The 20,560-nt window shown below is 72.1% G+C and carries 24 protein-coding genes and 2 pseudogenes; 21 read left to right on the forward strand and 5 right to left on the reverse strand.

The genetic code is table 11. The annotated features are described in order from the left end of the window. Window positions 1-216 precede the first annotated feature (216 nt). The 4 genes from ybaK to ACZ56U_RS35025 all read right to left on the reverse strand — a co-directional run bounded on the left by ybaK (window position 217) and on the right by ACZ56U_RS35025 (window position 4,233). Window positions 217-717, reverse strand: coding sequence for a Cys-tRNA(Pro) deacylase (ybaK, locus tag ACZ56U_RS35010; protein ID WP_469087951.1), 501 nt, complete (start codon window positions 715-717; stop codon window positions 217-219). Window positions 718-731: 14 nt separating this feature from the next. Beyond that, entirely contained in the window at window positions 732-1,472 is a 741-nt protein-coding gene (locus ACZ56U_RS35015) for an LON peptidase substrate-binding domain-containing protein (protein ID WP_469087952.1), read from the reverse strand. 11 nt (window positions 1,473-1,483) lie between these two features. Beyond that, the gene (locus ACZ56U_RS35020; protein ID WP_469087953.1) at window positions 1,484-2,518 is read right to left on the reverse strand and encodes a hypothetical protein; all 1,035 of its coding nucleotides are present in this window, start codon (window positions 2,516-2,518) and stop codon (window positions 1,484-1,486) included. A gap of 137 nt (window positions 2,519-2,655) precedes the next feature. Next, entirely contained in the window at window positions 2,656-4,233 is a 1,578-nt protein-coding gene (locus ACZ56U_RS35025; RefSeq protein ID WP_469087954.1) for an oxidoreductase, read from the reverse strand. A 159-nt stretch (window positions 4,234-4,392) separates the two neighbouring features. Here ACZ56U_RS35025 and hisD point away from each other — a divergent pair, with 159 nt between their 5' ends. The 10 genes and pseudogenes from hisD to ACZ56U_RS35075 all read left to right on the forward strand — a co-directional run. Then, window positions 4,393-5,715: a histidinol dehydrogenase gene (gene hisD / locus ACZ56U_RS35030; RefSeq protein ID WP_469087955.1), complete on the forward strand. Its 1,323-nt coding sequence runs from the start codon at window positions 4,393-4,395 to the stop codon at window positions 5,713-5,715. Then, complete coding sequence (locus ACZ56U_RS35035; RefSeq protein WP_469087956.1) at window positions 5,712-6,821, forward strand: histidinol-phosphate transaminase; 1,110 nt, start codon at window positions 5,712-5,714, stop codon at window positions 6,819-6,821. The genes hisD and ACZ56U_RS35035 overlap by 4 nt, the downstream gene beginning before the upstream one ends. Continuing rightward, window positions 6,818-7,411: an imidazoleglycerol-phosphate dehydratase HisB gene (gene hisB, locus ACZ56U_RS35040; protein ID WP_020137489.1), complete on the forward strand. Its 594-nt coding sequence runs from the start codon at window positions 6,818-6,820 to the stop codon at window positions 7,409-7,411. Before ACZ56U_RS35035 ends, hisB begins: the two co-directional genes overlap by 4 nt. Further along, a complete protein-coding gene (locus ACZ56U_RS35045; protein ID WP_469087957.1) occupies window positions 7,408-7,572 on the forward strand; it encodes a hypothetical protein in 165 nt (54 codons plus the stop codon). The genes hisB and ACZ56U_RS35045 overlap by 4 nt, the downstream gene beginning before the upstream one ends. Beyond that, the gene (gene hisH / locus ACZ56U_RS35050) at window positions 7,569-8,216 is read left to right on the forward strand and encodes an imidazole glycerol phosphate synthase subunit HisH (RefSeq protein WP_469087958.1); all 648 of its coding nucleotides are present in this window, start codon (window positions 7,569-7,571) and stop codon (window positions 8,214-8,216) included. Before ACZ56U_RS35045 ends, hisH begins: the two co-directional genes overlap by 4 nt. Continuing rightward, the gene (priA, locus tag ACZ56U_RS35055; protein ID WP_469087959.1) at window positions 8,216-8,944 is read left to right on the forward strand and encodes a bifunctional 1-(5-phosphoribosyl)-5-((5-phosphoribosylamino)methylideneamino)imidazole-4-carboxamide isomerase/phosphoribosylanthranilate isomerase PriA; all 729 of its coding nucleotides are present in this window, start codon (window positions 8,216-8,218) and stop codon (window positions 8,942-8,944) included. The genes hisH and priA overlap by 1 nt, the downstream gene beginning before the upstream one ends. Beyond that, a complete protein-coding gene (locus ACZ56U_RS35060; RefSeq protein ID WP_469087960.1) occupies window positions 8,941-9,339 on the forward strand; it encodes a RidA family protein in 399 nt (132 codons plus the stop codon). Before priA ends, ACZ56U_RS35060 begins: the two co-directional genes overlap by 4 nt. After that, window positions 9,336-10,091, forward strand: coding sequence for an imidazole glycerol phosphate synthase subunit HisF (gene hisF / locus ACZ56U_RS35065; RefSeq protein WP_469087961.1), 756 nt, complete (start codon window positions 9,336-9,338; stop codon window positions 10,089-10,091). Before ACZ56U_RS35060 ends, hisF begins: the two co-directional genes overlap by 4 nt. A 33-nt stretch (window positions 10,092-10,124) precedes the next feature. Then, window positions 10,125-10,448 (forward strand): annotated as a pseudogene (locus tag ACZ56U_RS35070) (helix-turn-helix domain-containing protein); the annotation flags it as partial. Between the two features lies 1 nt (window position 10,449). Continuing rightward, window positions 10,450-10,896, forward strand: a pseudogene (locus ACZ56U_RS35075) (MFS transporter); the annotation flags it as partial. Between the two features lie 3 nt (window positions 10,897-10,899). Here ACZ56U_RS35075 and ACZ56U_RS35080 read toward each other — a convergent pair. Continuing rightward, on the reverse strand, window positions 10,900-11,535 hold the full coding sequence (locus ACZ56U_RS35080; protein WP_469087962.1) for a TIGR03085 family metal-binding protein: 636 nt from the start codon (window positions 11,533-11,535) through the stop codon (window positions 10,900-10,902). A gap of 83 nt (window positions 11,536-11,618) precedes the next feature. On the opposite strand from ACZ56U_RS35080, the gene hisI reads away from it, so the two are divergent. The 11 genes from hisI to lgt all read left to right on the forward strand — a co-directional run bounded on the left by hisI (window position 11,619) and on the right by lgt (window position 20,457). Further along, on the forward strand, window positions 11,619-12,044 hold the full coding sequence (gene hisI / locus ACZ56U_RS35085) for a phosphoribosyl-AMP cyclohydrolase (protein ID WP_469087963.1): 426 nt from the start codon (window positions 11,619-11,621) through the stop codon (window positions 12,042-12,044). An 11-nt stretch (window positions 12,045-12,055) separates the two neighbouring features. Further along, on the forward strand, window positions 12,056-13,543 hold the full coding sequence (locus tag ACZ56U_RS35090) for an anthranilate synthase component I (protein ID WP_469087964.1): 1,488 nt from the start codon (window positions 12,056-12,058) through the stop codon (window positions 13,541-13,543). A gap of 81 nt (window positions 13,544-13,624) precedes the next feature. Beyond that, the gene (locus ACZ56U_RS35095) at window positions 13,625-14,266 is read left to right on the forward strand and encodes a TIGR02234 family membrane protein (protein WP_469087965.1); all 642 of its coding nucleotides are present in this window, start codon (window positions 13,625-13,627) and stop codon (window positions 14,264-14,266) included. A gap of 141 nt (window positions 14,267-14,407) precedes the next feature. Further along, window positions 14,408-14,656: an HGxxPAAW family protein gene (locus tag ACZ56U_RS35100; protein WP_391230087.1), complete on the forward strand. Its 249-nt coding sequence runs from the start codon at window positions 14,408-14,410 to the stop codon at window positions 14,654-14,656. An 83-nt stretch (window positions 14,657-14,739) separates the two neighbouring features. After that, window positions 14,740-15,180 carry a DUF2752 domain-containing protein gene (locus ACZ56U_RS35105; protein ID WP_469087966.1) on the forward strand — a complete coding sequence of 147 codons (441 nt, stop codon included), beginning with the start codon at window positions 14,740-14,742 and terminating at the stop codon, window positions 15,178-15,180. 136 nt (window positions 15,181-15,316) lie between these two features. After that, window positions 15,317-16,126: an indole-3-glycerol phosphate synthase TrpC gene (trpC, locus tag ACZ56U_RS35110; protein WP_469087967.1), complete on the forward strand. Its 810-nt coding sequence runs from the start codon at window positions 15,317-15,319 to the stop codon at window positions 16,124-16,126. 21 nt (window positions 16,127-16,147) lie between these two features. Next, complete coding sequence (trpM, locus tag ACZ56U_RS35115) at window positions 16,148-16,354, forward strand: tryptophan biosynthesis modulator TrpM (RefSeq protein ID WP_469087968.1); 207 nt, start codon at window positions 16,148-16,150, stop codon at window positions 16,352-16,354. A 66-nt stretch (window positions 16,355-16,420) separates the two neighbouring features. Further along, complete coding sequence (gene trpB / locus ACZ56U_RS35120; protein WP_469087969.1) at window positions 16,421-17,704, forward strand: tryptophan synthase subunit beta; 1,284 nt, start codon at window positions 16,421-16,423, stop codon at window positions 17,702-17,704. Continuing rightward, a complete protein-coding gene (gene trpA / locus ACZ56U_RS35125; RefSeq protein ID WP_469087970.1) occupies window positions 17,701-18,519 on the forward strand; it encodes a tryptophan synthase subunit alpha in 819 nt (272 codons plus the stop codon). Before trpB ends, trpA begins: the two co-directional genes overlap by 4 nt. Window positions 18,520-18,628: 109 nt before the next feature. Further along, complete coding sequence (locus ACZ56U_RS35130; RefSeq protein WP_469087971.1) at window positions 18,629-19,405, forward strand: DsbA family protein; 777 nt, start codon at window positions 18,629-18,631, stop codon at window positions 19,403-19,405. An 83-nt stretch (window positions 19,406-19,488) separates the two neighbouring features. Further along, on the forward strand, window positions 19,489-20,457 hold the full coding sequence (gene lgt / locus ACZ56U_RS35135; protein WP_469087972.1) for a prolipoprotein diacylglyceryl transferase: 969 nt from the start codon (window positions 19,489-19,491) through the stop codon (window positions 20,455-20,457). The last annotated feature ends 103 nt before the right edge of the window (window positions 20,458-20,560 follow it).

A 20,560-nucleotide genomic window follows, 5' to 3' on the forward strand; every position in this document is an offset into this window, starting at 1 on the left:
CGTCGGCCCAGGCGTACGGGCAGGGTCGGTGTCGGCCGAGGCCTATGGGCAGGTCTGGGAGCGTGGGCCCCCAGACCTCCGCGACGGCCCGGAGCACTCGCTGGGCCGGTCGCCTGCCGTGGTTCGCGCGGCCCTTCTTCATGCGCCACTTCCGCTTGCGTGTTTTCTTCGACATGCCCCTCGTGCTTGACCGAGGAACCCGGGCGCGTCGAGAGGTCACGCACGCCCGACGGGGGCCACCACCGCGTCGGTCAGCTTCGTCAGGTCCTCGGGGGCGAGCTCGACCTCCAGGCCCCGGCGGCCGGCCGAGACGCAGATCGTGGCGTGGGACGACGCCGAGGCGTCCAGGACCGTCGGGAGCTTCTTGCGCTGGCCGAGCGGGGAGATGCCGCCCCGGACGTAGCCCGTGGTGCGTTCCGCCAGCGCTGGGTCGGCCATGGTGGCGCGCTTGCCGCCCACCGCCGTCGCCAGCGCCTTCAGGTCCAGCTGGCCGGCGACCGGGACCACCGCGACCGTCAGGGCGCCGTCGACGTCCGCCACCAGCGTCTTGAAGACCCGCTCCGGGGAGACGCCCATGGCCTCGGCCGCCTCCTCGCCGTACGAGGGGTGCGCGGGGTCGTGGTCGTAGGCGTGGACGGTGTACTCGACGCCCGCGGCGGTCAGCGCCACCGTCGCGGGGGTGCCTCCGGACTGCTGCTTCTTGGACTTCTTCGCCATCGAGGGTCTCCGGCTCAGTTCAGGCTCGTCGGGCCGCGCGTCAGCTCCGACGCGGGCAACGAGGGCAGGCTGCGGATGATCGACGTCTCCGAGCGCAGGAGCTTCAGTTCGTCGCGCAGGCGGGACGCGGCGTCGGGGGCCTGGAGCAGCCGTTGCTTGGTCGGGGTGTCCAGCATCATCGCGGCGGCGACCAGGTAGGAGACGACGGAGGGTTCGTCCGGCAGCTCCGAGCCGGTGGTCAGCGAGCGTTCGCGGGCGCCGGCCAGCCGCTTCTGGTACTGCCGGAAGGCCCGCAGCACCCCCTCCGCGAGGGCGCCCGCCTCCTCGCCCGGAGACTCGTCGAGCTCTTCGAGCTCCGCTGTCAGGAACGGGCCCGATGCGTCCACCGACAGCAGGCGCACCCGCCGGGTGCCGGTCGCCAGCACCTCGAAGGTGCCGTCCTCCCGCTCCCGGATGGTCGCCGCGTCGGCCACGCACCCGGTGCCGTGGAACGCCTTGATCGGGTCCGTGCCGAAGCCGGCCGCCGGCCCGCGGTCGGGCAGGGCCGTCGGATCGGGCATGCCGGGGGAGGTCGAGGCGACCTCGAGGCCGTCGCGGATCGCCACGACGGCGAAACGGCGCGGTTCGTCCTCGGGGGTCTTCAGCAGCTCGCGCATCATGGCGCGATAGCGCTCCTCGAAGACGTTCAGCGGAAGCACCAACCCCGGGAACAGCACCGAGTTCAGGGGGAAGAGCGGGAGACGGACGGTGGTCACGACGCAAAAGCCTAATGGTCGCCGGGATGGGCGCGTCCGGGGTGCCCACTTCGTGGATGCCCGCCGGCCGCGCGGAGGCGGATCTCCTCGCGCAGTTCCAGGAAGCCGCCCAGCGGATCGTCCGAGAGCCGGTCCCAGGGGAACGAGGTGGCGTACGGGCCGACGAGCCTCATCTGCTCGAGCGCGTCCGTCCAGCGGTCGAGGCGGGACAGGACGTAGGCCAGCTTGTTCCGCATCTCCGCCGGCCACGGGTCGGCCGCCGGGAACCGGGCCGACAGCGTGATCGCCCGGTCCGCCGCCGCGTCCAGCCGCTCGCGCGGTACGGCCGGGCCGCAGCCGTCGGCCAGATAGGCGAAGGCGGCGCGCGTGGGCAGCGCCTGGACGAGGGAGTCGGCGGGGGAGTCCTGCGCGGCGGTCTCGGCGAAGTCGAAGCACTCGCGGTGCGAGCCGTTCCAGGAGTCGGCGAGATAGCGCAGGGCGGCCGCGTGGCAGCCGTAGTGGTGCGGCGCGCGGCGGATCGCCGCCTCCCAGAGCTCCCCGAAGTACTTGTGCCCGGCCTGGGAGCCGTGCGCGTGATCCAGGGCGAGCCGCCACGGCACCGGGTCGCGGTCGTCGCCGCGCGCGGCGGCCGTGATCAGCGGGTTCAGCTCGCGCAGCAGTTCCGCCCGGGCCGGTGAGCCCCAGGCGCGGCTGACCGCCAGCTGGGCGCCGACCAGCAGCTGGTCAGGGTCGTGCGGGGCGGCCGTACGCCAGTCCTGGAACCACTCGGGTCGCGAGTGCGCGAAGGACGCGAGGCGTGCGACGTACCGGTCGCGCATCTCCCAGGCGGCGTCCGCGCGGGTGGCGGCGAGCAGGGCGGAGGCGGTCCGCCAGGTGCCCTGGCCCGCGGCGACGAGGGCGGGGCCGAGCCGGTCGTCGGGCGCGTCCAGGAGCACCTCGTCGTCGGGCGGGAGTGCGACGGCGGGATGCTGGGTGGGGGGCCGGGTCGTCCGGGTCGCGCGGGACGAGCGGACGAACGGGGGCAGCAGAGCCATGGTGTCGACCATTGAAAAGCGGCGGGTCCTGGATGCGCCAGAGGTTCCGGGCAAAGGGCGGAAAGTTGTACGGCCAGAGGTCAAGAATGGGCAAAGTGTTTATTGTTCAACAAGTGTCCGCGCGCGGTGGCCCCCTCGCCCCGCGGCGGCTAACTCCGGCGCAGCAGTCTGGACGCCCCCGCCGCCACCGTCGTGGCCAGCACCCAGCCCAGCAGGATCATCGTCGCCGCCAGCCACTGCCAGCCGCCCCTGAGTTGAAAGAAGCCCACCTGCCCCAGGTCGATGACCGGCAGCAGCAGGTCCAGGGCGAACAGGGCCGGGTTCCAGTACGGCGCCTCGCCGCTCTTGATCGGCGGGTGGTGGGCGTGCGCGAAGGCCAGTGAGCCCGCCGCCCACAGCACCGCCATCCACACCAGGGCCCGTCCCGGCCGGTACCCGTAGGCGACCGTCCAGTCCTGCGCGTACCCCCACAGCTTGGCCGCGGGCGGCAGCGTCTCGCGGCGTCGGCGCTGCTTGGCGAGCAGCACCTCGCGCGCGTCCTCGTCCTCGCCGCCGGACCGCAGCACGGCCGCCAGTCGCTCGTACGGCTCCGGGTTGTACTCCGCGGTCGCCGCCGTGACCCACGCCAGCCGCTCGTCCAGCGGGAACGGGCCCCTCGGCACCAGGTTCTCGTAGGAGAAGCCGCCCATGTGCAGCCGCCCCGGGCCCGGCCAGCTGTCCGTGCGGTCCATCAGGTTCACCACCCGCGCCCCCGACAGCACCACCCGCCCGCGCGCCGGGCGCTCCCCGAGGAAGCGCAGCTCGGGCGTCTGGATGCGGCGCAGCGACACCTCCTGGTCGTCGGCGAGGGTGAACCGGGCCCGCTCGAAGTCGAGCGCGTCCCCGAACCGCCCGTCGTCCAGGCGCAGCCCGCCCTCGCAGCTGAAGCGCTGGATGCGCGTCCCGTGCGCCGGGGTGGCCCCGCTCAGCAGCGGGCTGCCGATGCCCGCCGGGGTCAGGTACATCGAGCGCTCGACGGTCAGCTGCGGCGCGTTCAGGGCGAGCCGGGTGCAGGGGTTGACCAGCTTCGCGCCGCGCAGGCTCAGCGAGACGCCGACCTTGGCGCTGCGCAGGCTCAGCTCGCCGTGCGACTCCAGCAGTTCGGCCTGGAGGTCCTGCCCGACGGTCATGCCGTCGGCGGCGATCGAGCGGCCGCTGCGGTCCTGGTGGACGATCGCCTGGTTGAGCATCAGGTCGGTGCCGATGTGGGCGTCGGTCAGCCGGACGCCGTTGTGGAAGCGGCAGCGGGGCAGGTGCAGGTCGCCCTCGGTGTGGATCCGGGCGGCCTCCAGGCGGGGCACCGAGCAGTCCACCATCCGCAGGGTCGCGAAACGGGCCTCGGGCAGCAGCACGTCCCGCTCGAAGCGGCAGCCGCGCATCTCGACGTACGGCACCACGTTCCCGCCGGCCAGCTCCAGCGTGCCGCTGATCTGCACACCGCTGAGCTTCAAGGCGGGCACCCGGCCCGCGAGCGCGGGCGGACCGTCCAGGAGCAGCCAGCACACGATGCGGGCCCGCACGGTCCGCTCCGGTCCCCACGGGTGCCCGCCGTGCGGATCGTCGACGAGCATGTCGCCGCTGCTCAGGTCGTACGCGCTGCCGTTGCGGAAGGCCTGCCACATCCCGGCCTCGGCGGCGGTCAGATCGTCCGGCAGGTCCCCGTCGCGGGTGCCGGCCTCGTCGGTCACGGCTCTCCCATCCCCCTCGGTCGCTCACACATTTCGCACAACTGTTCATGCCCGTTGGGTGCGCCCTGAACGCTAGACGTGAGCAGGATCTTCGAGGTTGCGTATCAGCCATTGGAATGCCCGAACGACGCCCAACCGCGGTCTGAGAGAATTGACCTCGTGATCTCCCGAATCGACCTGCGCGGCGACGCCCTCCCCGAGGGCCCCGCCCTGCGCGACCTGCTGCCCCGAGCCGACTTCGACGTCTCGGCCGCCCTGGAGAAGGTGCGTCCGATCTGCGAGGCCGTGCATCATCGGGGCGACGCGGCGCTGATCGACTTCGCGGAGAAGTTCGACGGGGTCCGGCTGGAATCCGTACGGGTCCCGGCCCCGGCGATCGCCAAGGCGCTCGAGGAACTCGACCCGGCCGTCCGCGCGGCCCTGGAGGAGTCCATCCGGCGCGCCCGTCTCGTCCACCGCGAACAGCGCCGTACGACCCACACGACCCAGGTCGTGCCGGGTGGGACCGTGACCGAGAAGTGGGTCCCCGTCGACCGGGTCGGGCTGTACGCGCCCGGCGGTCGGGCCGTCTACCCGTCCTCCGTGATCATGAACGTCGTCCCGGCCCAGGAGGCCGGCGTCGAGTCGCTCGCCCTCGCCTCCCCGGCGCAGGCCGAGTTCGGCGGGCTGCCGCACCCGACGATCCTCGCCGCCTGCGCGCTGCTCGGCGTGGACGAGGTGTACGCCGCCGGTGGCGCGACGGCCGTCGCGATGTTCGCGTACGGCACCGAGTCCTGCCCGCCCACCGACATGGTCACCGGCCCCGGCAACATCTGGGTCGCCGCCGCCAAGCGCTACTTCACCGGCAGGATCGGCATCGACGCCGAGGCCGGCCCGACCGAGATCGCGATCCTCGCCGACGACACCGCCGACCCGGTGCACGTCGCCGCCGACCTGATCAGCCAGGCCGAGCACGACCCGCTCGCGGCGGCCGTCCTGGTCACCGACTCCGTGGCGCTCGCCGACGCGGTCGAGAAGGAACTGGAGCCGCAGGTCGCGGCCAGCAAGCACATCGAGGACCGGATCCGCCCCGCCCTCGCGGGCCGGCAGTCCGCGATCGTCCTGGTCGACGGCGTCGAGGAGGGGCTGCGGGTCGTCAACGCCTACGGCGCCGAGCACCTGGAGATCCAGACGGCCGACGCGGCCGCCCTGGCCGACCGGGTGCGCAACGCCGGCGCGATCTTCATCGGCCCCTGGGCGCCGGTCTCCCTCGGCGACTACGCCGCCGGGTCCAACCACGTCCTGCCCACCGGCGGCTGCGCCTGCCACTCCTCCGGGCTGTCCGTGCAGTCCTTCCTGCGCGGCATCCACATCGTCGACTACACCGAGGACGCGCTGGCGGACGTCGCGCACCACGTGGTGACGCTGGCGGACGCGGAGGACCTGCCGGCGCACGGCGCGGCGATCAAGGCCCGGTTCGGTTGGAAGGTGCCCGGCAAGTGACGTTCGGTATCGACGATCTCCCCGTACGGGACGAGCTGCGCGGCAAGTCCCCCTACGGCGCGCCCCAGTTGGACGTCCCCGTACGGCTGAACACCAACGAGAACCCCTACCCGCTGCCCGAGCCGCTGGTCGAGCGGATCGCCGAACGGGTCCGTGAGGCCGCCCGCACGCTCAACCGCTACCCGGACCGGGACGCGGTCGAACTGCGCACGCGGCTCGCCCAGTACCTGACGGACACCACCGGTCACCAGGTCGGGCTCGCCAACGTGTGGGCCGCGAACGGCTCCAACGAGGTCCTCCAGCAGCTGCTCCAGACCTTCGGCGGACCGGGGCGCAGGGCGATCGGCTTCGAGCCGTCGTACTCCATGCACGCGCTCCTCTCGCGCGGCACGGGCACGGGCTGGATCTCCGGCCCGCGGGGTGAGGACTTCACCATCGACCTGCCCGCGGCCGAGAAGGCGATCGCCGAGGAGCGGCCGGACGTCGTCTTCGTGACCACCCCCAACAACCCCACCGGTACCGCGGTCCCGGCCGAGACGGTCCTCGCCCTGTACGAGGCCGCGCAGGCGGCGAAGCCCTCGCTGGTCGTGGTCGACGAGGCGTACATCGAGTTCAGCCACGGCGCCTCGCTGCTGCCGCTCATCGAGGGCCGGCCCAACCTCGTCGTCTCCCGGACCATGTCGAAGGCGTTCGGCGCGGCCGGCCTGCGCCTCGGCTACCTCGCCGCGCACCCGGCGGTCGTGGACGCCGTCCAGCTCGTACGGCTGCCCTACCACCTCTCCGCGATCACCCAGGCGACCGCGCTGGCCGCCCTGGAGCACACCGACACGCTGCTGAAGTACGTCGAGCAGCTGAAGTCGGAGCGGGACCGGTTGGTCACCGCGCTGCGGGAGACCGGCTACGCGGTGGTGGAGTCCGACGCGAACTTCGTGCAGTTCGGGCTGTTCGAGGACTCCCACGCCGTCTGGCGGCAGATCCTCGACCGGGGCGTCCTGGTCCGGGACAACGGCATCCCGGGCTGGCTGCGGGTCACCGCCGGAACCCCCGAAGAGAACGACGCGTTCCTCGACGCGGTCCGTGACATCAAGAAGGAGCAGAGCGCATGAGCCGCGTAGGACGCGTGGAGCGAGTCACGAAGGAGACCTCCGTGCTCGTCGAGATCGATCTCGACGGCAGCGGCAAGGTCGACGTGTCGACAGGAGTCGGCTTCTACGACCACATGCTCGACCAGCTCGGCCGGCACGGCCTGTTCGACCTCACCGTCAAGACCGAGGGCGACCTGCACATCGACTCGCACCACACCATCGAGGACACCGCTCTCGCCCTCGGCGCCGCGTTCAAGCAGGCGCTCGGCGACAAGGTCGGCATCTACCGCTTCGGCAACTGCACGGTCCCCCTGGACGAGTCCCTCGCCCAGGTCACCGTGGACCTGTCCGGCCGCCCCTACCTCGTGCACACCGAGCCCGAGAAGATGGCGCCGATGATCGGCGAGTACGACACCACGATGACCCGGCACATCCTGGAGTCCTTCGTCGCCCAGGCCCAGATCGCGCTGCACGTGCACGTGCCCTACGGCCGCAACGCCCACCACATCGTGGAGTGCCAGTTCAAGGCCCTGGCCCGCGCCCTGAGGTACGCCTCCGAACGCGACCCGCGCGCGGCCGGCATCCTCCCGTCCACGAAGGGCGCGCTGTGAACGGCCTTTCGACCGTCCTGATCGTCGTCGGCCTCTTCCTGGTCGGCGGGATCATCTCCTTCGTCAAGCAGGGCATGCCCAAGCAGCTCATCGTGCTGCTCTCCATCGGCGCCGCGATGTGTCTCGTCGCCGGCGTCATGAGGCTGGAGGTGTGGAATTGAGCGCGACGTCCGGCAAGAAGGTCGTCGTCTTCGACTACGGCTTCGGGAACGTGCGGTCCGCCGAACGCGCCCTCGCCCGTACCGGCGCGGACGTCGAGATCACGCGTGACTTCGACAAGGCCATGAACGCCGACGGACTGCTGGTGCCGGGCGTCGGTGCCTTCGCCGCCTGCATGAACGGCCTCAAGCAGGCGCGCGGCGACTGGATCATCGACCGCCGGCTCGCCGGTGGGCGCCCGGTCCTGGGCATCTGCGTCGGCATGCAGATCCTGTTCGCGCGCGGCATCGAGCACGGCGTGGAGACCGAGGGCCTGGACGAGTGGCCCGGCTCGGTCGAGCCGCTCCAGGCCGACATCGTGCCCCACATGGGCTGGAACACCGTGGACGCGCCGGCCGGCTCCGAGCTGTTCGCCGGCCTGGATGCGGACGCCCGCTTCTACTTCGTGCACTCCTACGCCGTCCACGACTGGAACCTGGAGACCGCGAACCCCGCGATGCGGGCCCCGCTCGTGACCTGGTCCACGCACGGCAAGCCGTTCGTGGCCGCCGTGGAGAACGGCACCCTGTGGGCCACGCAGTTCCACCCCGAGAAGTCCGGCGACGCCGGTGCGCAGCTGCTGAACAACTGGATCGGAACCCTCTGATGCCCGCCACGCTTGAACTGCTCCCCGCCGTCGACGTCCGCGACGGCCAGGCCGTCCGCCTCGTGCACGGCGAGTCCGGTACCGAGACCTCGTACGGCTCCCCGCTCCAGGCCGCGCTCGCCTGGCAGTCGGCGGGCGCCGAGTGGCTGCACCTGGTCGACCTCGACGCGGCCTTCGGCACCGGCGACAACCGGGACCTGGTCCGCCAGGTCACCGAGGCGATGGACATCAAGGTCGAGCTGTCCGGTGGCATCCGCGACGACGCCTCCCTGGCGGCCGCTCTCGCCACCGGCTGCACCCGGGTGAACCTCGGCACGGCCGCCCTGGAGAGCCCGGAGTGGGTCGCCAAGGTCATCGCCGAGCACGGCGACAGGATCGCGGTGGGCCTCGACGTCCGGGGTACGACCCTCAAGGGCCGCGGCTGGACCAGTGAGGGCGGCGACCTCTACGAGGCGCTGGAGCGGCTCGACAAGGAGGGCTGCGCGCGGTACGTCGTCACCGACATCGCCAAGGACGGCACGCTCCAGGGCCCCAACCTGGAGCTGCTGCGCAACGTCTGCGCGGCGACCGACCGTCCGGTGGTCGCCTCCGGCGGGGTGTCCTCGCTGGACGACCTGCGGGCCATCGCCGAGCTGGTCCCGCTCGGTGTCGAGGGCTCCATCGTCGGGAAGGCGCTGTACGCGAAGGCGTTCACCCTGGAAGAGGCTTTGGAGGCGGTGGCTCAGTGAGTGATCTGCGACGCGTCACGACCGGTGCGCCCTGGGAGGACACCTTCGGGTACTCCCGCGCGGTCGAGCTGCCGAACGGCCTGGTGCTGGTCTCCGGCTGCACCTCGGTGGTGGACGGCGAGATCGCCGCGGGCGACCCGTACGAGCAGACGGTCAACGCCTTCAACGTCGCGTTCGCGGCGCTGAAGGAGCTGGGGCTCGGCCGGGACGACGTGGTGCGCACGCGGCTGTACATCACCCACGCCCGGGACGTCGACGAGATCGGACGCGCTCACAAGGAGCTGTTCGACGACGTCCGGCCCGCCGCATCCATGATCATCGTCTCTGGCTTCGTGGACCCCAGCCTGGTCGTCGAGGTCGAGGTGGAGGCGTTCCGAGGAGACACCCCCGCATGACCCTCGCCGTACGAGTCATCCCCTGCCTGGACGTGGACAACGGCCGGGTCGTCAAGGGCGTCAACTTCCAGAACCTGCGTGACGCGGGCGACCCCGTCGAGATGGCCAAGGTCTACGACGCCGAGGGCGCCGACGAACTGACGTTCCTGGACATCACCGCCTCGTCGGGCAACCGCGAGACCACGTACGACGTGGTGCGCCGCACCGCCGAGCAGGTCTTCATCCCGCTGACGGTCGGCGGTGGCGTCCGTACCGCCGAGGACGTGGACAAGCTGCTGCGGGCCGGCGCGGACAAGGTCGGCGTCAACACCGCCGCCATCGCCCGCCCCGACCTGATCCGCGAGATCGCCGAGCGCTTCGGCCGCCAGGTCCTGGTCCTGTCGGTGGACGCGCGGCGCACCGAGTCGGGTTCCTTCGAGGTCACCACCCACGGCGGCCGCAAGGGCACCGGCATCGACGCCGTCGAGTGGGCCCACCGGGCCGCCGAGCTGGGCGCGGGCGAGATCCTGCTCAACTCGATGGACGCGGACGGCACGAAGGACGGCTACGACCTGGAGATGATCGCCGCCGTCCGCAAGCACGTGACGGTCCCGGTGATCGCCTCCGGCGGCGCCGGCCGTCTGCCCGACTTCGCCCCGGCCATCGAGGCGGGCGCCGACGCGGTCCTCGCCGCCTCGGTCTTCCACTTCGGTGACCTGCGGATCGGCGAGGTCAAGAACGCGCTGCGGGGGGCCGGGCACCCCGTGCGGTGACGTGCGTGAGGCGTTGAGGCAAGCCCCGGGCACCTGAACCTGGCCCGGGTCGCCACCGCCTCGCAGCTGGCCGAGGCGGTCGACGAGGCCGTCTCGCTGGTCAGCTACCACCTGCGCAAGCTCGCCGAGCACGGCCTGATCGAAGAGGCCCGGCCGCAGAGCGCGGACGGCCGGGAGAGATGGTGGCAGCCCGCCTCGGACGGCGTGAGCATCCGCGACGAGGACTTCCGCGACGCCCCCGAGGGAGCGGCCGCGCACACCGCGGCCAGCAGGCTCTTCGCCGAGCAGCGCATGGACATGTACCGCCGCTGGCTCGACGAACGCGCCCACTGGGGCCGTGAGTGGAACCGGACGGCCGATGGGGTCGATGCTCGCCGGGTTCGGTGTCGGCGCGGGTGCCGCGTCCCTGCTGCTGACCGTGCGCGGGCGGCTGCCGCACGCGGGGCGGGTGGCGGGGTTCACGATCATCGCGGGCTCGGTCGCGATCGGGGCCCTCGCCCAGGCGCCGAGCATCGCCGTCGCCGTCGGCACGGCCCTGCTGGTCGGGCTGCTCGCCGGGCTCAGCGGCGCGATGTGCGCGGCCCTGCTCCAGACGCAGGCCGACCCCGCCTACCTGGGCCGGGTCACCGCCGTGGCCAGTCTGGTGAGCCTGGGCCTCGCCCCGCTGAGCATGCCGCTGTCCGCCGCGGCCATCTCGGCGTGGGGGACCGGCCCCGTGTTCGCCGTGAGCGCGGCGGTCTGCGGACTCGGCGGGGTCGTGGCCCTGTGCGTACGGGACCTGCGCCGCGCCGAGCTCCCGACGTAGCCCCTAGATCCCCAGCTCCTTCGCCTCGTACAGCCGGGCGATCGCGTCCTTCTCGCCGTCCAGTTCCACCTTCGCGGCGCTGTGGCGGCCGTACAGGAACAGCAGCAGTTCCGAGGGTTCGCCGGTGGCGGTGACGACCGGGGTGCCTCGGTGGGCGACCGCTGTCTGGCCGTCGGGGCGGCGCAGGACGAGGCCGGTGGGGACGCCCCGGCCCATGAGGCGGGCGGTGCGCTCCAGGCGGCTCCACAGGGCGTCCTGGAAGACGGGGTCGAGTTCGCGCGGGGTCCAGTCGGGCTGGGCGCGGCGGACGTCCTCGGTGTGGACGTAGAACTCGACCGTGTTGGACGCTTCGTCGATCTGCTTGAGGGAGAACGGGGAGAAACGCGGCGGGCCGGTACGGATCAGCTGGATCAGTTCCTCGTACGGCTTGGCCGCGAACTCCTCCATCGCCTTGTCCAGGCGGGCGGAGAGCTGCTTGATGAGCAGCCCCGCGGAGGCGTCGGGGCGGCGCTCGCGCACCACCACGTGCGCGGCGAGGTCACGGGTGCGCCAGCCCTCGCACAGGGTCGGCCCCTCCGGACCGGCGGTCTCCAGAAGGTCGGCGAGCAGAAGTCGTTCACGCTTGGCGAAAGTCGACATGCCGTCAGCCTACGACTGTGCGGGCGGTCCGCACAGTGGACACCGCGCCGGTCCTGTCAGTGGCGCGCGGCACAATGGCAACCATGACCAGCACGACCGGTACGCCCCGGCCCAGCAGCCTCGACCCCGAGATCGCCGCCCGCCTCAAGCGCGGCGCCGACGGGCTCTTCCCAGCCGTCGCCCAGCAGTACGACACCGGCGAGGTGCTGATGCTCGGCTGGATGGACGACGAGGCGCTGCACCGCACGCTGACCACCGGCCGCTGCACCTACTGGTCGCGCAGCCGCCAGGAGTACTGGGTCAAGGGCGACACCTCCGGCCACTTCCAGTGGGTGAAGTCGGTCGCGCTGGACTGCGACGCGGACACCGTGCTGGTCAAGGTCGACCAGATCGGCGCCGCCTGCCACACCGGCGCCCGCACCTGCTTCGACGCCGACGTGCTCCTCGACGACGGCCCCGCCGGCGACCAGGGCGCCGCCGATTCCGGCGCACCCGCCTCGGATCAGTAAGGTCAGCGGCCATGGACCTCGAGACCTTCCGCAAGCTCGCCACCGACCGGCGCGTCATCCCGGTCACGCGCAAGCTCCTCGCCGACGGCGACACCCCGGTCGCGCTCTACCGCAAGCTCGCCGCCGAGCGCCCCGGCACCTTCCTGCTGGAGTCCGCGGAGAACGGTCGTACGGCTTTTCGATGGTCTCGCTACTCCTTCGTGGGCGTGCGCTCGGCCGCCACCCTGACGGCGCGTGACGGCCAGGCCCACTGGCTGGGCACCCCACCGGTCGGCGTCCCCGTCGACGGCGACCCGCTGGCCGCCCTGCGCGCCACCATCGAGGCCCTGCACACCCCCCACCAGGAGGGCCTGCCGCCCTTCACCGGCGGCATGGTCGGCTACCTCGGCTACGACATCGTGCGCCGCCTGGAGAAGATCGGCCCCGGCGAGCGTGACGACCTTGAGCTCCCCGAGCTGACCATGCTCCTGACCAGCGACCTCGCGGTGATGGACCACTGGGAGGGCTCGGTCCTGCTGATCGCCAACGCGATCAACCACAACGACCTCGACACCGGCGTCGACGAGGCCCACGCCGACGCGGTGGCCCGCCTGGACGCCATGGAGGCGGACCTCTCCCGCGCGGTGGCCCAGCCGCCCGCCGTGCTCCCGCCCTCCGAGCTCCCCGAGTACACGGCCCGGTGGGGCGGCCCCGACTTCCAGGAGGCCGTCGAGGACATCAAGGAGCGCATCCGCGCGGGCGAGGCCTTCCAGGTCGTCCCCTCGCAGCGCTTCGAGACACCGTGCACGGCGAGCGCGCTGGACGTGTACCGGGTCCTGCGGGCCACCAACCCCTCCCCGTACATGTACCTGTTCCGCTTCGACGGCTTCGACGTCGTCGGATCCAGCCCGGAGGCCCTGGTCAAGGTCGAGGACGGACGGGCCATGGTCCACCCCATCGCCGGCACCCGGTGGCGCGGGGCGACCCCGCAGGAGGACCAGGCCCTCGCCGAGGAACTGCTCGCCGACCCCAAGGAGCGCGCCGAGCACCTGATGCTCGTCGACCTCGGCCGCAACGACCTGGGGCGGGTCTGCGAGCCGGGCTCGGTGGAGGTCGTGGACTTCATGTCCGTCGAGCGCTACTCCCACGTCATGCACATCGTCTCGACGGTGACCGGCAGGGTCGCGCGGGGCCGCACCGCCTTCGACGTCCTCACCGCCTGCTTCCCGGCGGGCACCCTCTCCGGCGCCCCCAAGCCCCGCGCGATGCAGATCATCGACGAACTCGAACCGTCCCGGCGCGGGCTGTACGGCGGCTGCGTCGGCTACCTCGACTTCGCGGGCGACTCCGACACGGCCATCGCCATCCGCACGGCCCTGCTGCGCGACGGCACCGCCTACGTCCAGGCCGGCGCCGGCATCGTCGCCGACTCCGACCCGGTCGCCGAGGACACCGAGTGCCGCAACAAGGCGGCGGCGGTGCTGCGCGCGGTGCACACGGCGAACCGACTCGGCAAATAAGCCACGCGGGAGCGCCTCCGCGACGAATGGGGCGCTTCTCATACAACCCCGGGTGACGGTTCGCCCGGGGTTCGGGCGATAGTGGGGTACGTGACTGCCGTACCTCACCCCCGTTCCGAAGCCGCAGGCCCCGCCAGGGCCGGCCGCGTCAGCCTCGCCGTAGCCCTGCTGTCCGGCGCGCTCGGCGCGGCCGTGGCGCTGCTCGCGACCCGCCAGCAGTGGTCGGAGGGCACCGCCACGGTGGCCGGCGGCGACTTCCCGCTGACCGCCCAGGGCAGCGACGTCACCGGCGTCCCCGCCGCCCTCGCCATAGTGGGCCTCGCCGCGCTCGTCGCCGTCTTCGCCGTCCGCAGGGCCGGCCGCCTCGCCGTCGCCGGACTGCTCGCGCTCTCCGGCGCCGGCATCGTCGCCGCGTCCCTGTTCGGCGCGTCCGACAGTTCCGCGCTCGACGAGCAGGCCGCGAAGGCCTCCGGCGACGCGTCGGCCACGGTCGGCGCCCTGAGCCACACCGCCTGGCCCTACGTCGCCGCCGTCGGCGGGGCGCTGATCCTGCTGGCCGGGTTGCTCGCCCTGCGGTACGGGCGGCTGTGGCCCGCGATGTCCGGTCGGTACGAGCGCAACGGCGCGCCGCGTCCCGCTCGCAGGCCGAGGGCCGCGGACCCCGACCGGCCCGAGGAGATGTGGAAGGCCCTGGACCGAGGAGAGGACCCCACGGGCGCCTGAGGGCAGGTCCCCGACCGCCGGCCGGCGCGCCCGGCGCGCCCGGGTCGGTCGGGCCACCCCCGATCACTTCGCACGCGCGCGTACGGGACAATGGTCGCGAGCGTCCGGCTCAGACACGTTTACAGCAACGAGGAGCAAGTCATGGCGGGCAGCAGCCACGGTCACACCCCGGCCGCCTGGACCGGTGTCACTATCGCCTTCATCGGTTTCTGCGTCGCGGGCGCCTTCATGGTCCTGGCCAGCCCGGTCGGCTTCTGGGCGGGCATGGCGATCGTGGTCCTCGGCGGCATCGTCGGCTGGATCATGAGCGCGATGGGCATGGGCATGCCGAAGGATGCTCACAAGCCGCTGGTCACCTCGACGCCGGAGACGGCCGGCTCCAAGAGCTGATCGCCGTACGGCAGTCGCGTACGACCCATCGAGGGGCGGCCCGTGCCGCCCCTCACGCGCGTCCGGGGCCCGGCGGGGGCACAATGCAAGGCGTGAACGCCGACAGCCACAGAGTGACGCCGTACGCGGCGCGAGCGGGCCGCCTGGCCGTGCCCGCGGGGGTCCTCGCGGCCGTCGCCGGGGCGTTCGGGTACGTCGCCGCCGTGGACCCCAACGAACCGGGCCACTACCCCGTCTGCCCGCTCCTGCGCCTCACCGGCCTGTACTGCCCCGGCTGCGGCGGACTGCGCAGCGCACACGCCTTCGCGCACGGGGACTTCCTGACGGCCCTCCAGGCCAACGCGCCCGCCGTACTCGGCTATCTGGGGTTCGCGGTGCTGTGGACCGTCTGGGTGGTCCGCACCGCGCGCGGACGGCCGCTGCGGTTCGACCCCGGACCCGTGCTCCTCTGGACCGTCGGCGCGTTGCTGCTGGTCTTCACCGTTGTCCGGAACCTGCCGTTCGGTGGCTGGCTGCACCCTTGATCAATGGGTGAACGTCCAGGTAGTGGGACCGCCGTCAACCGGATGTGAGGCCTTGGCCTTCCTCCGGATACCATCGCAGTGACCACCTGTTCTCTGGTCGCTGGAACTGTCAACCGTCTGGAAGGGGGCCGCTCGCGTGAGTGTGCTCGACGAGATCATCGACGGAGTCCGTGCCGACCTCGCGGAGCGGCAGGCGCGCGTCAGCCTCGACGAGCTCAAGGAGCGCGCGGCGAAGGCACCCGCGGCCAAGGACGGTGTGGCCGCCCTCCGCGGCGACGGCGTCAAGGTCATCTGCGAGGTCAAGCGCTCCAGCCCCTCCAAGGGCGCGCTGGCCGCGATCGCCGACCCCGCCGGACTCGCCGCGGACTACGAGGCGGGCGGCGCGGCCGTCATCTCCGTCCTCACTGAGCAGCGCCGCTTCGGCGGCTCGCTGGCCGACCTGGAGGCGGTCCGCGCACGCGTGGACATCCCCGTCCTGCGCAAGGACTTCATCGTCACGTCGTACCAGCTCTGGGAGGCTCGCGCGTACGGCGCCGACCTCGCCCTGCTGATCGTGGCCGCCCTCGACCAGCCCGCCCTGGAGTCCCTCGTCGAGCGCGCGGTGTCCATCGGACTCACCCCGATCGTCGAGGTCCACGACGAGGACGAGGTCGAGCGCGCGGTCGACGCCGGCGCCAAGGTCATCGGCGTCAACGCCCGCAACCTCAAGACCCTCGAGGTCGACCGCGGCACCTTCGAGCGCGTCGCCCCCGAGATCCCCGACCACATCGTCAAGATCGCCGAGTCCGGCGTCCGCGGCCCGCACGACCTCATCGCGTACGCCAACGCCGGCGCCGACGCGGTCCTGGTCGGCGAGTCCCTGGTCACCGGCAAGGACCCGAGGTCCGCGGTCTCCGACCTGGTCGCGGCGGGCGAGCACCCGGCTCTGCGGCACGGGCGCAGCTGATCATTCGATAGGCTTGCCCCGATGACGCTCACCATGACACCCACGGACCGGTACGCCCGCCTCGCGCGCGGCTGCCGCCCCCGTGGCTGCCGCGCGCCCGCCCGCCGGGTGCACGGCCGTCGAGTGCGATACGTCATCGGGGACGAACCCGGGCAGGTGAACGGCTGTCGATGGCAGCGCGCCCTTCAGGGGCGCGGGGAACTGCGCGACAAGCCACCGGCGGCCTGAGGCCGTCGAACAAGCCCCGCCCCCACGGCGATTAGGTATTTCCCCAACTCACCGTGAGGTTTCCGCATGCCCAGCGAGTTCTTCATCCCCGACCCCGAGGGTCAAGTCCCGAGTCCCGAAGGCTACTTCGGCGACTTCGGCGGCAAGTTCATCCCGGAGGCCCTCGTCGCCGCCGTGGACGAGGTCGCCGTCGAGTACGACAAGGCCAAGCACGACCCCGAGTTCGCCCGCGAGCTCGACGACCTGCTCCTCAACTACACGGGCCGCCCGTCGGCGCTCACCGAGGTCCCCCGTTTCGCGGAGCACGCGGGCGGCGCCCGGGTCTTCCTCAAGCGGGAGGACCTCAACCACACCGGCTCGCACAAGATCAACAACGTGCTCGGCCAGGCCCTGCTCACCAAGCGCATGGGCAAGACCCGGGTGATCGCCGAGACCGGCGCCGGTCAGCACGGTGTCGCGACGGCCACCGCCTGCGCGCTGTTCGGCCTCGAGTGCACGATCTACATGGGTGAGATCGACACCCAGCGCCAGGCCCTCAACGTGGCCCGGATGCGCATGCTGGGCGCCGAGGTCGTCGCCGTGAAGTCCGGCAGCCGCACGCTGAAGGACGCGATCAACGAGGCGTTCCGTGACTGGGTCGCCAACGTCGACCGCACGCACTACCTCTTCGGCACGGTCGCGGGACCGCACCCCTTCCCGGCCATGGTCCGCGACTTCCACCGCGTGATCGGCGTCGAGGCCCGCCGCCAGCTCCTGGAACGGGCCGGCCGGCTCCCCGACGCGGCCATCGCCTGCGTCGGCGGCGGCTCCAACGCCATCGGCCTCTTCCACGCCTTCATCCCGGACGCGGACGTACGCCTCATCGGCTGCGAGCCCGCCGGGCACGGGGTGGACACCGGCGAGCACGCGGCGACCCTCACCGCGGGCGAGCCCGGCATCCTGCACGGCTCCCGCTCCTACGTCCTCCAGGACGAGGAGGGCCAGATCACCGAGCCGTACTCCATCTCGGCCGGTCTGGACTACCCGGGCATCGGCCCGGAGCACTCCTACCTCAAGGACTCCGGCCGCGGCGAGTACCGCGCGGTCACCGACGACGCGGCCATGCAGGCGCTGCGCCTGCTGTCGCGCACCGAGGGCATCATCCCGGCCATCGAGAGCGCGCACGCGCTGGCCGGTGCCCTGGAGGTCGGCAAGGAACTCGGCAAGGACGGGCTCATCGTCGTCAACCTGTCGGGCCGCGGCGACAAGGACATGGACACGGCCGCGCGGTACTTCGGCCTGTACGACACCGACGCCGAGGTCGCGGCCGACGCCGCCGACCTCGCCGAGATCGAGGGGGACGCCAAGTGAGCGGGAACATCCAACTGCTGTCGGACACCCTCGCCGGCGCCAAGGCCGAGGGCCGCTCCGCCCTCATCGCCTACCTCCCGGCCGGGTTCCCGACCGTGGACGGCGGCATCGAGGCGATCAGGGCCGCCTTCGACGGCGGCGCGGACGTCGTCGAGGTCGGTCTGCCGCACAGCGACCCCGTCCTCGACGGCCCCGTCATCCAGACCGCCGACGACATCGCCCTGCGCGGCGGCGTCAAGATCGCGGACGTGATGCGCACGGTCAGGGAGACCTACGAGGCCACCGGGAAGCCGGTGCTCGTGATGACGTACTGGAACCCCATCGACCGCTACGGCGTCGAGCGCTTCACCGCCGAACTCGCCGAGGCGGGCGGCGCGGGCTGCATCCTGCCCGACCTGCCCGTGCAGGAGGCGGCCCTGTGGAGGGAGCACGCCGAGAAGCACGGGCTCGCCACGGTCTTCGTGGTGGCGCCCAGCAGCAAGGACGCGCGCCTCGCCGAGATCACCGCGGCGGGCAGCGGCTTCGTCTACGCCGCCTCGCTCATGGGGGTCACCGGCACCCGTGAGTCGGTGGGCGCGCAGGCCCAGGACCTGGTCGAGCGCACCCGCGCCACCCGGGCCGACCTGCCCGTCTGTGTCGGGCTCGGGGTCTCGAACGCCCATCAGGCCGCCGAGGTCGCCGGCTTCGCCGACGGCGTGATCGTCGGCTCGGCCTTCGTGAAGCGGATGCTGGACGCGCCGGACGACAAGGCCGGCGTCGAGGCGGTGCGCGAGCTCGCCGGTGAGCTGGCGAAGGGCGTGCGCGGAGAGGCGTAGCACCGCTCGTAGGACCCGGCCGCGGTCGGGACATGTCGTACAGCTCACTCGAACGGGTGGACCTGGGGCCGGGGAGGCGCTCTGCGCCTCCCCGGTTCGTTCTGCGGGTGTGAGCGAGAAGAACCGTGACGGAAAGCGCACCGCCCGCGAGCGGCTGGCGGTCGAGCGTGAGAAGCAGAAGGCCGCGGAGAAGCGTCGACGGACGTTGATCGTGGGCGCGAGCGTGGTCTGTGTGCTGGGCCTGGCGGCGGTGATCGGAGTGGTCGCTGCCAACGCGGGCAAGGACGACGGCAGCGACTCCGCGGGCCCGGTCGTCGCGCCCTCGGGGGCCAACGGCGACGACAACCTCGCCATCCCGGTCGGAAAGACGAGCGCCAAGGCCTCGCTCACCATCTGGGAGGACTTCCGCTGCCCGGCCTGCAAGTCCTTCGAGGACGCCTACCGCTCGACGATCCACGAGCTGACGGACTCCGGACAGCTCAAGGTCGACTACCACCTCGCGACCATCATCGACGGCAACATGGGCGGCACCGGCTCCCGCAAGGCGGCCAACGCGGCGGCCTGCGCCCAGGACGCGGGCGACTTCACCGCGTACCACGACGTGCTGTACGAGAACCAGCCGGCGGAGACCGACGACGCCTACGCCGAGAACAGCAAGCTCATCGAGCTGGCGAAGAAGGTCGACGGCCTGGACACCCCCACGTTCCGCACCTGCGTCGAGGACGGCACCCACGACAGCTGGGTCGCCAAGTCCGCCGCGGCCTTCCGCAACGGCGGCTTCAGCGGCACCCCGACCGTCCTCCTCGACGGCAAGAACATCTACCAGGACCAGACGATGACCCCGGCCAAGCTGAAGAAGCAGGTGCGGGAGGCGAACAAGGGGTAAGAGTTTTCCGACCCTCCCGTTATGGAGCCGTAGCCGGGCTGCCTGCCGTGCGCGGCGCCCGGCACGGTAGCGTCGGTCCTGCCATGGAACTTGCCTACATTCCCAGCCCGTCGCACGGGGTTTACCACCTCTTCGGCCTCATTCCGCTGCGCGGCTATGCGTTCTGCATCATCATCGGCGTCTTCGTCGCGGTCTGGCTCGGTAACAAGCGCTGGGTCGCCCGGGGCGGGCGGGTCGGCACGGTGGCCGACATCTCTGTCTGGGCCGTGCCGTTCGGTCTGCTCGGCGGCCGCCTCTACCACGTGATCACGGACTACGAGCTGTACTTCAGCGAGGGCCGCGACTGGGTGGACGCCTTCAAGATCTGGGAGGGCGGCCTCGGCATCTGGGGCGCGATCGCGCTCGGCGCGCTGGGCGCCTGGATCGGCTGCCGCCGCCGGGGCATCCCGCTGCCGGCCTACGCCGACGCCATCGCTCCCGCCATCGCCCTCGCCCAGGCGATCGGACGCTGGGGCAACTGGTTCAACCAGGAGCTGTACGGGCGGGAGACGGACCTGCCGTGGGCCCTGCACATCACGTCCACGACGGACGGCCGCGTGCCGGGCTACTACCACCCGACCTTCCTGTACGAGTCCCTGTGGTGCGTCGGCGTCGCCCTTCTCGTCATCTGGGCCGACCGCCGCTTCAAGCTCGGGCACGGACGGGCGTTCGCGCTGTATGTCGCCGCGTACTGCGTGGGCCGGTTCTGGATCGAGTACCTCCGCGTCGACGACGCCCACCACATCCTGGGCCTGCGCCTGAACAACTGGACCGCGCTGGTCGTCTTCCTGCTCGCGGTGGCCTACATCGCGGTGTCGGCGAAGAAGCGGCCCGGCCGGGAAGAGGTCGTGGAGCCGGCCGACCCCGACGGTGAGGCCGCGGAGGTCGAGGCCGACGGCGACGGCGACAACGCGGACGCGGCCGACCCGGAGACCACCGAGGTGAAGGACGAGGCCGTCTCCATGGACAAGGCCGCGTCGACGGACGAGGCCGAGTCGGCCAAGAAGAGCTGACAGCCGGTCGTACGACGACTGCTGGTCGTACGAGGACGAGGGGCGCCCGGGATCTGCCGGGCGCCCCTCGTCGTGTGCGGCCGGTCGCGGTCGCGTCACCGGG

Source organism: Streptomyces sp. NPDC034103, from assembly GCF_055575395.1.

What these genes read in the sequence shown, in the direction of transcription:
- hisI (WP_469087963.1), top strand. Translation starts at nt 11,619, where the DNA reads ATGACCAGCACGACCGGTACGCCCCGGCCCAGCAGCCTCGACCCCGAG.
- lgt (WP_469087972.1), top strand. Translation starts at nt 19,489, where the DNA reads ATGGAACTTGCCTACATTCCCAGCCCGTCGCACGGGGTTTACCACCTC.
- ACZ56U_RS35080 (WP_469087962.1), bottom strand. Translation starts at nt 11,535, where the DNA reads ATGTCGACTTTCGCCAAGCGTGAACGACTTCTGCTCGCCGACCTTCTG.
- ACZ56U_RS35020 (WP_469087953.1), bottom strand. Translation starts at nt 2,518, where the DNA reads ATGGTCGACACCATGGCTCTGCTGCCCCCGTTCGTCCGCTCGTCCCGC.
- ACZ56U_RS35105 (WP_469087966.1), top strand. Translation starts at nt 14,740, where the DNA reads ATGCAAGGCGTGAACGCCGACAGCCACAGAGTGACGCCGTACGCGGCG.
- hisF (WP_469087961.1), top strand. Translation starts at nt 9,336, where the DNA reads ATGACCCTCGCCGTACGAGTCATCCCCTGCCTGGACGTGGACAACGGC.
- ACZ56U_RS35090 (WP_469087964.1), top strand. Translation starts at nt 12,056, where the DNA reads ATGGACCTCGAGACCTTCCGCAAGCTCGCCACCGACCGGCGCGTCATC.
- trpM (WP_469087968.1), top strand. Translation starts at nt 16,148, where the DNA reads ATGACGCTCACCATGACACCCACGGACCGGTACGCCCGCCTCGCGCGC.
- ACZ56U_RS35100 (WP_391230087.1), top strand. Translation starts at nt 14,408, where the DNA reads ATGGCGGGCAGCAGCCACGGTCACACCCCGGCCGCCTGGACCGGTGTC.
- priA (WP_469087959.1), top strand. Translation starts at nt 8,216, where the DNA reads ATGCCCGCCACGCTTGAACTGCTCCCCGCCGTCGACGTCCGCGACGGC.
- trpB (WP_469087969.1), top strand. Translation starts at nt 16,421, where the DNA reads ATGCCCAGCGAGTTCTTCATCCCCGACCCCGAGGGTCAAGTCCCGAGT.
- ybaK (WP_469087951.1), bottom strand. Translation starts at nt 717, where the DNA reads ATGGCGAAGAAGTCCAAGAAGCAGCAGTCCGGAGGCACCCCCGCGACG.
- hisB (WP_020137489.1), top strand. Translation starts at nt 6,818, where the DNA reads ATGAGCCGCGTAGGACGCGTGGAGCGAGTCACGAAGGAGACCTCCGTG.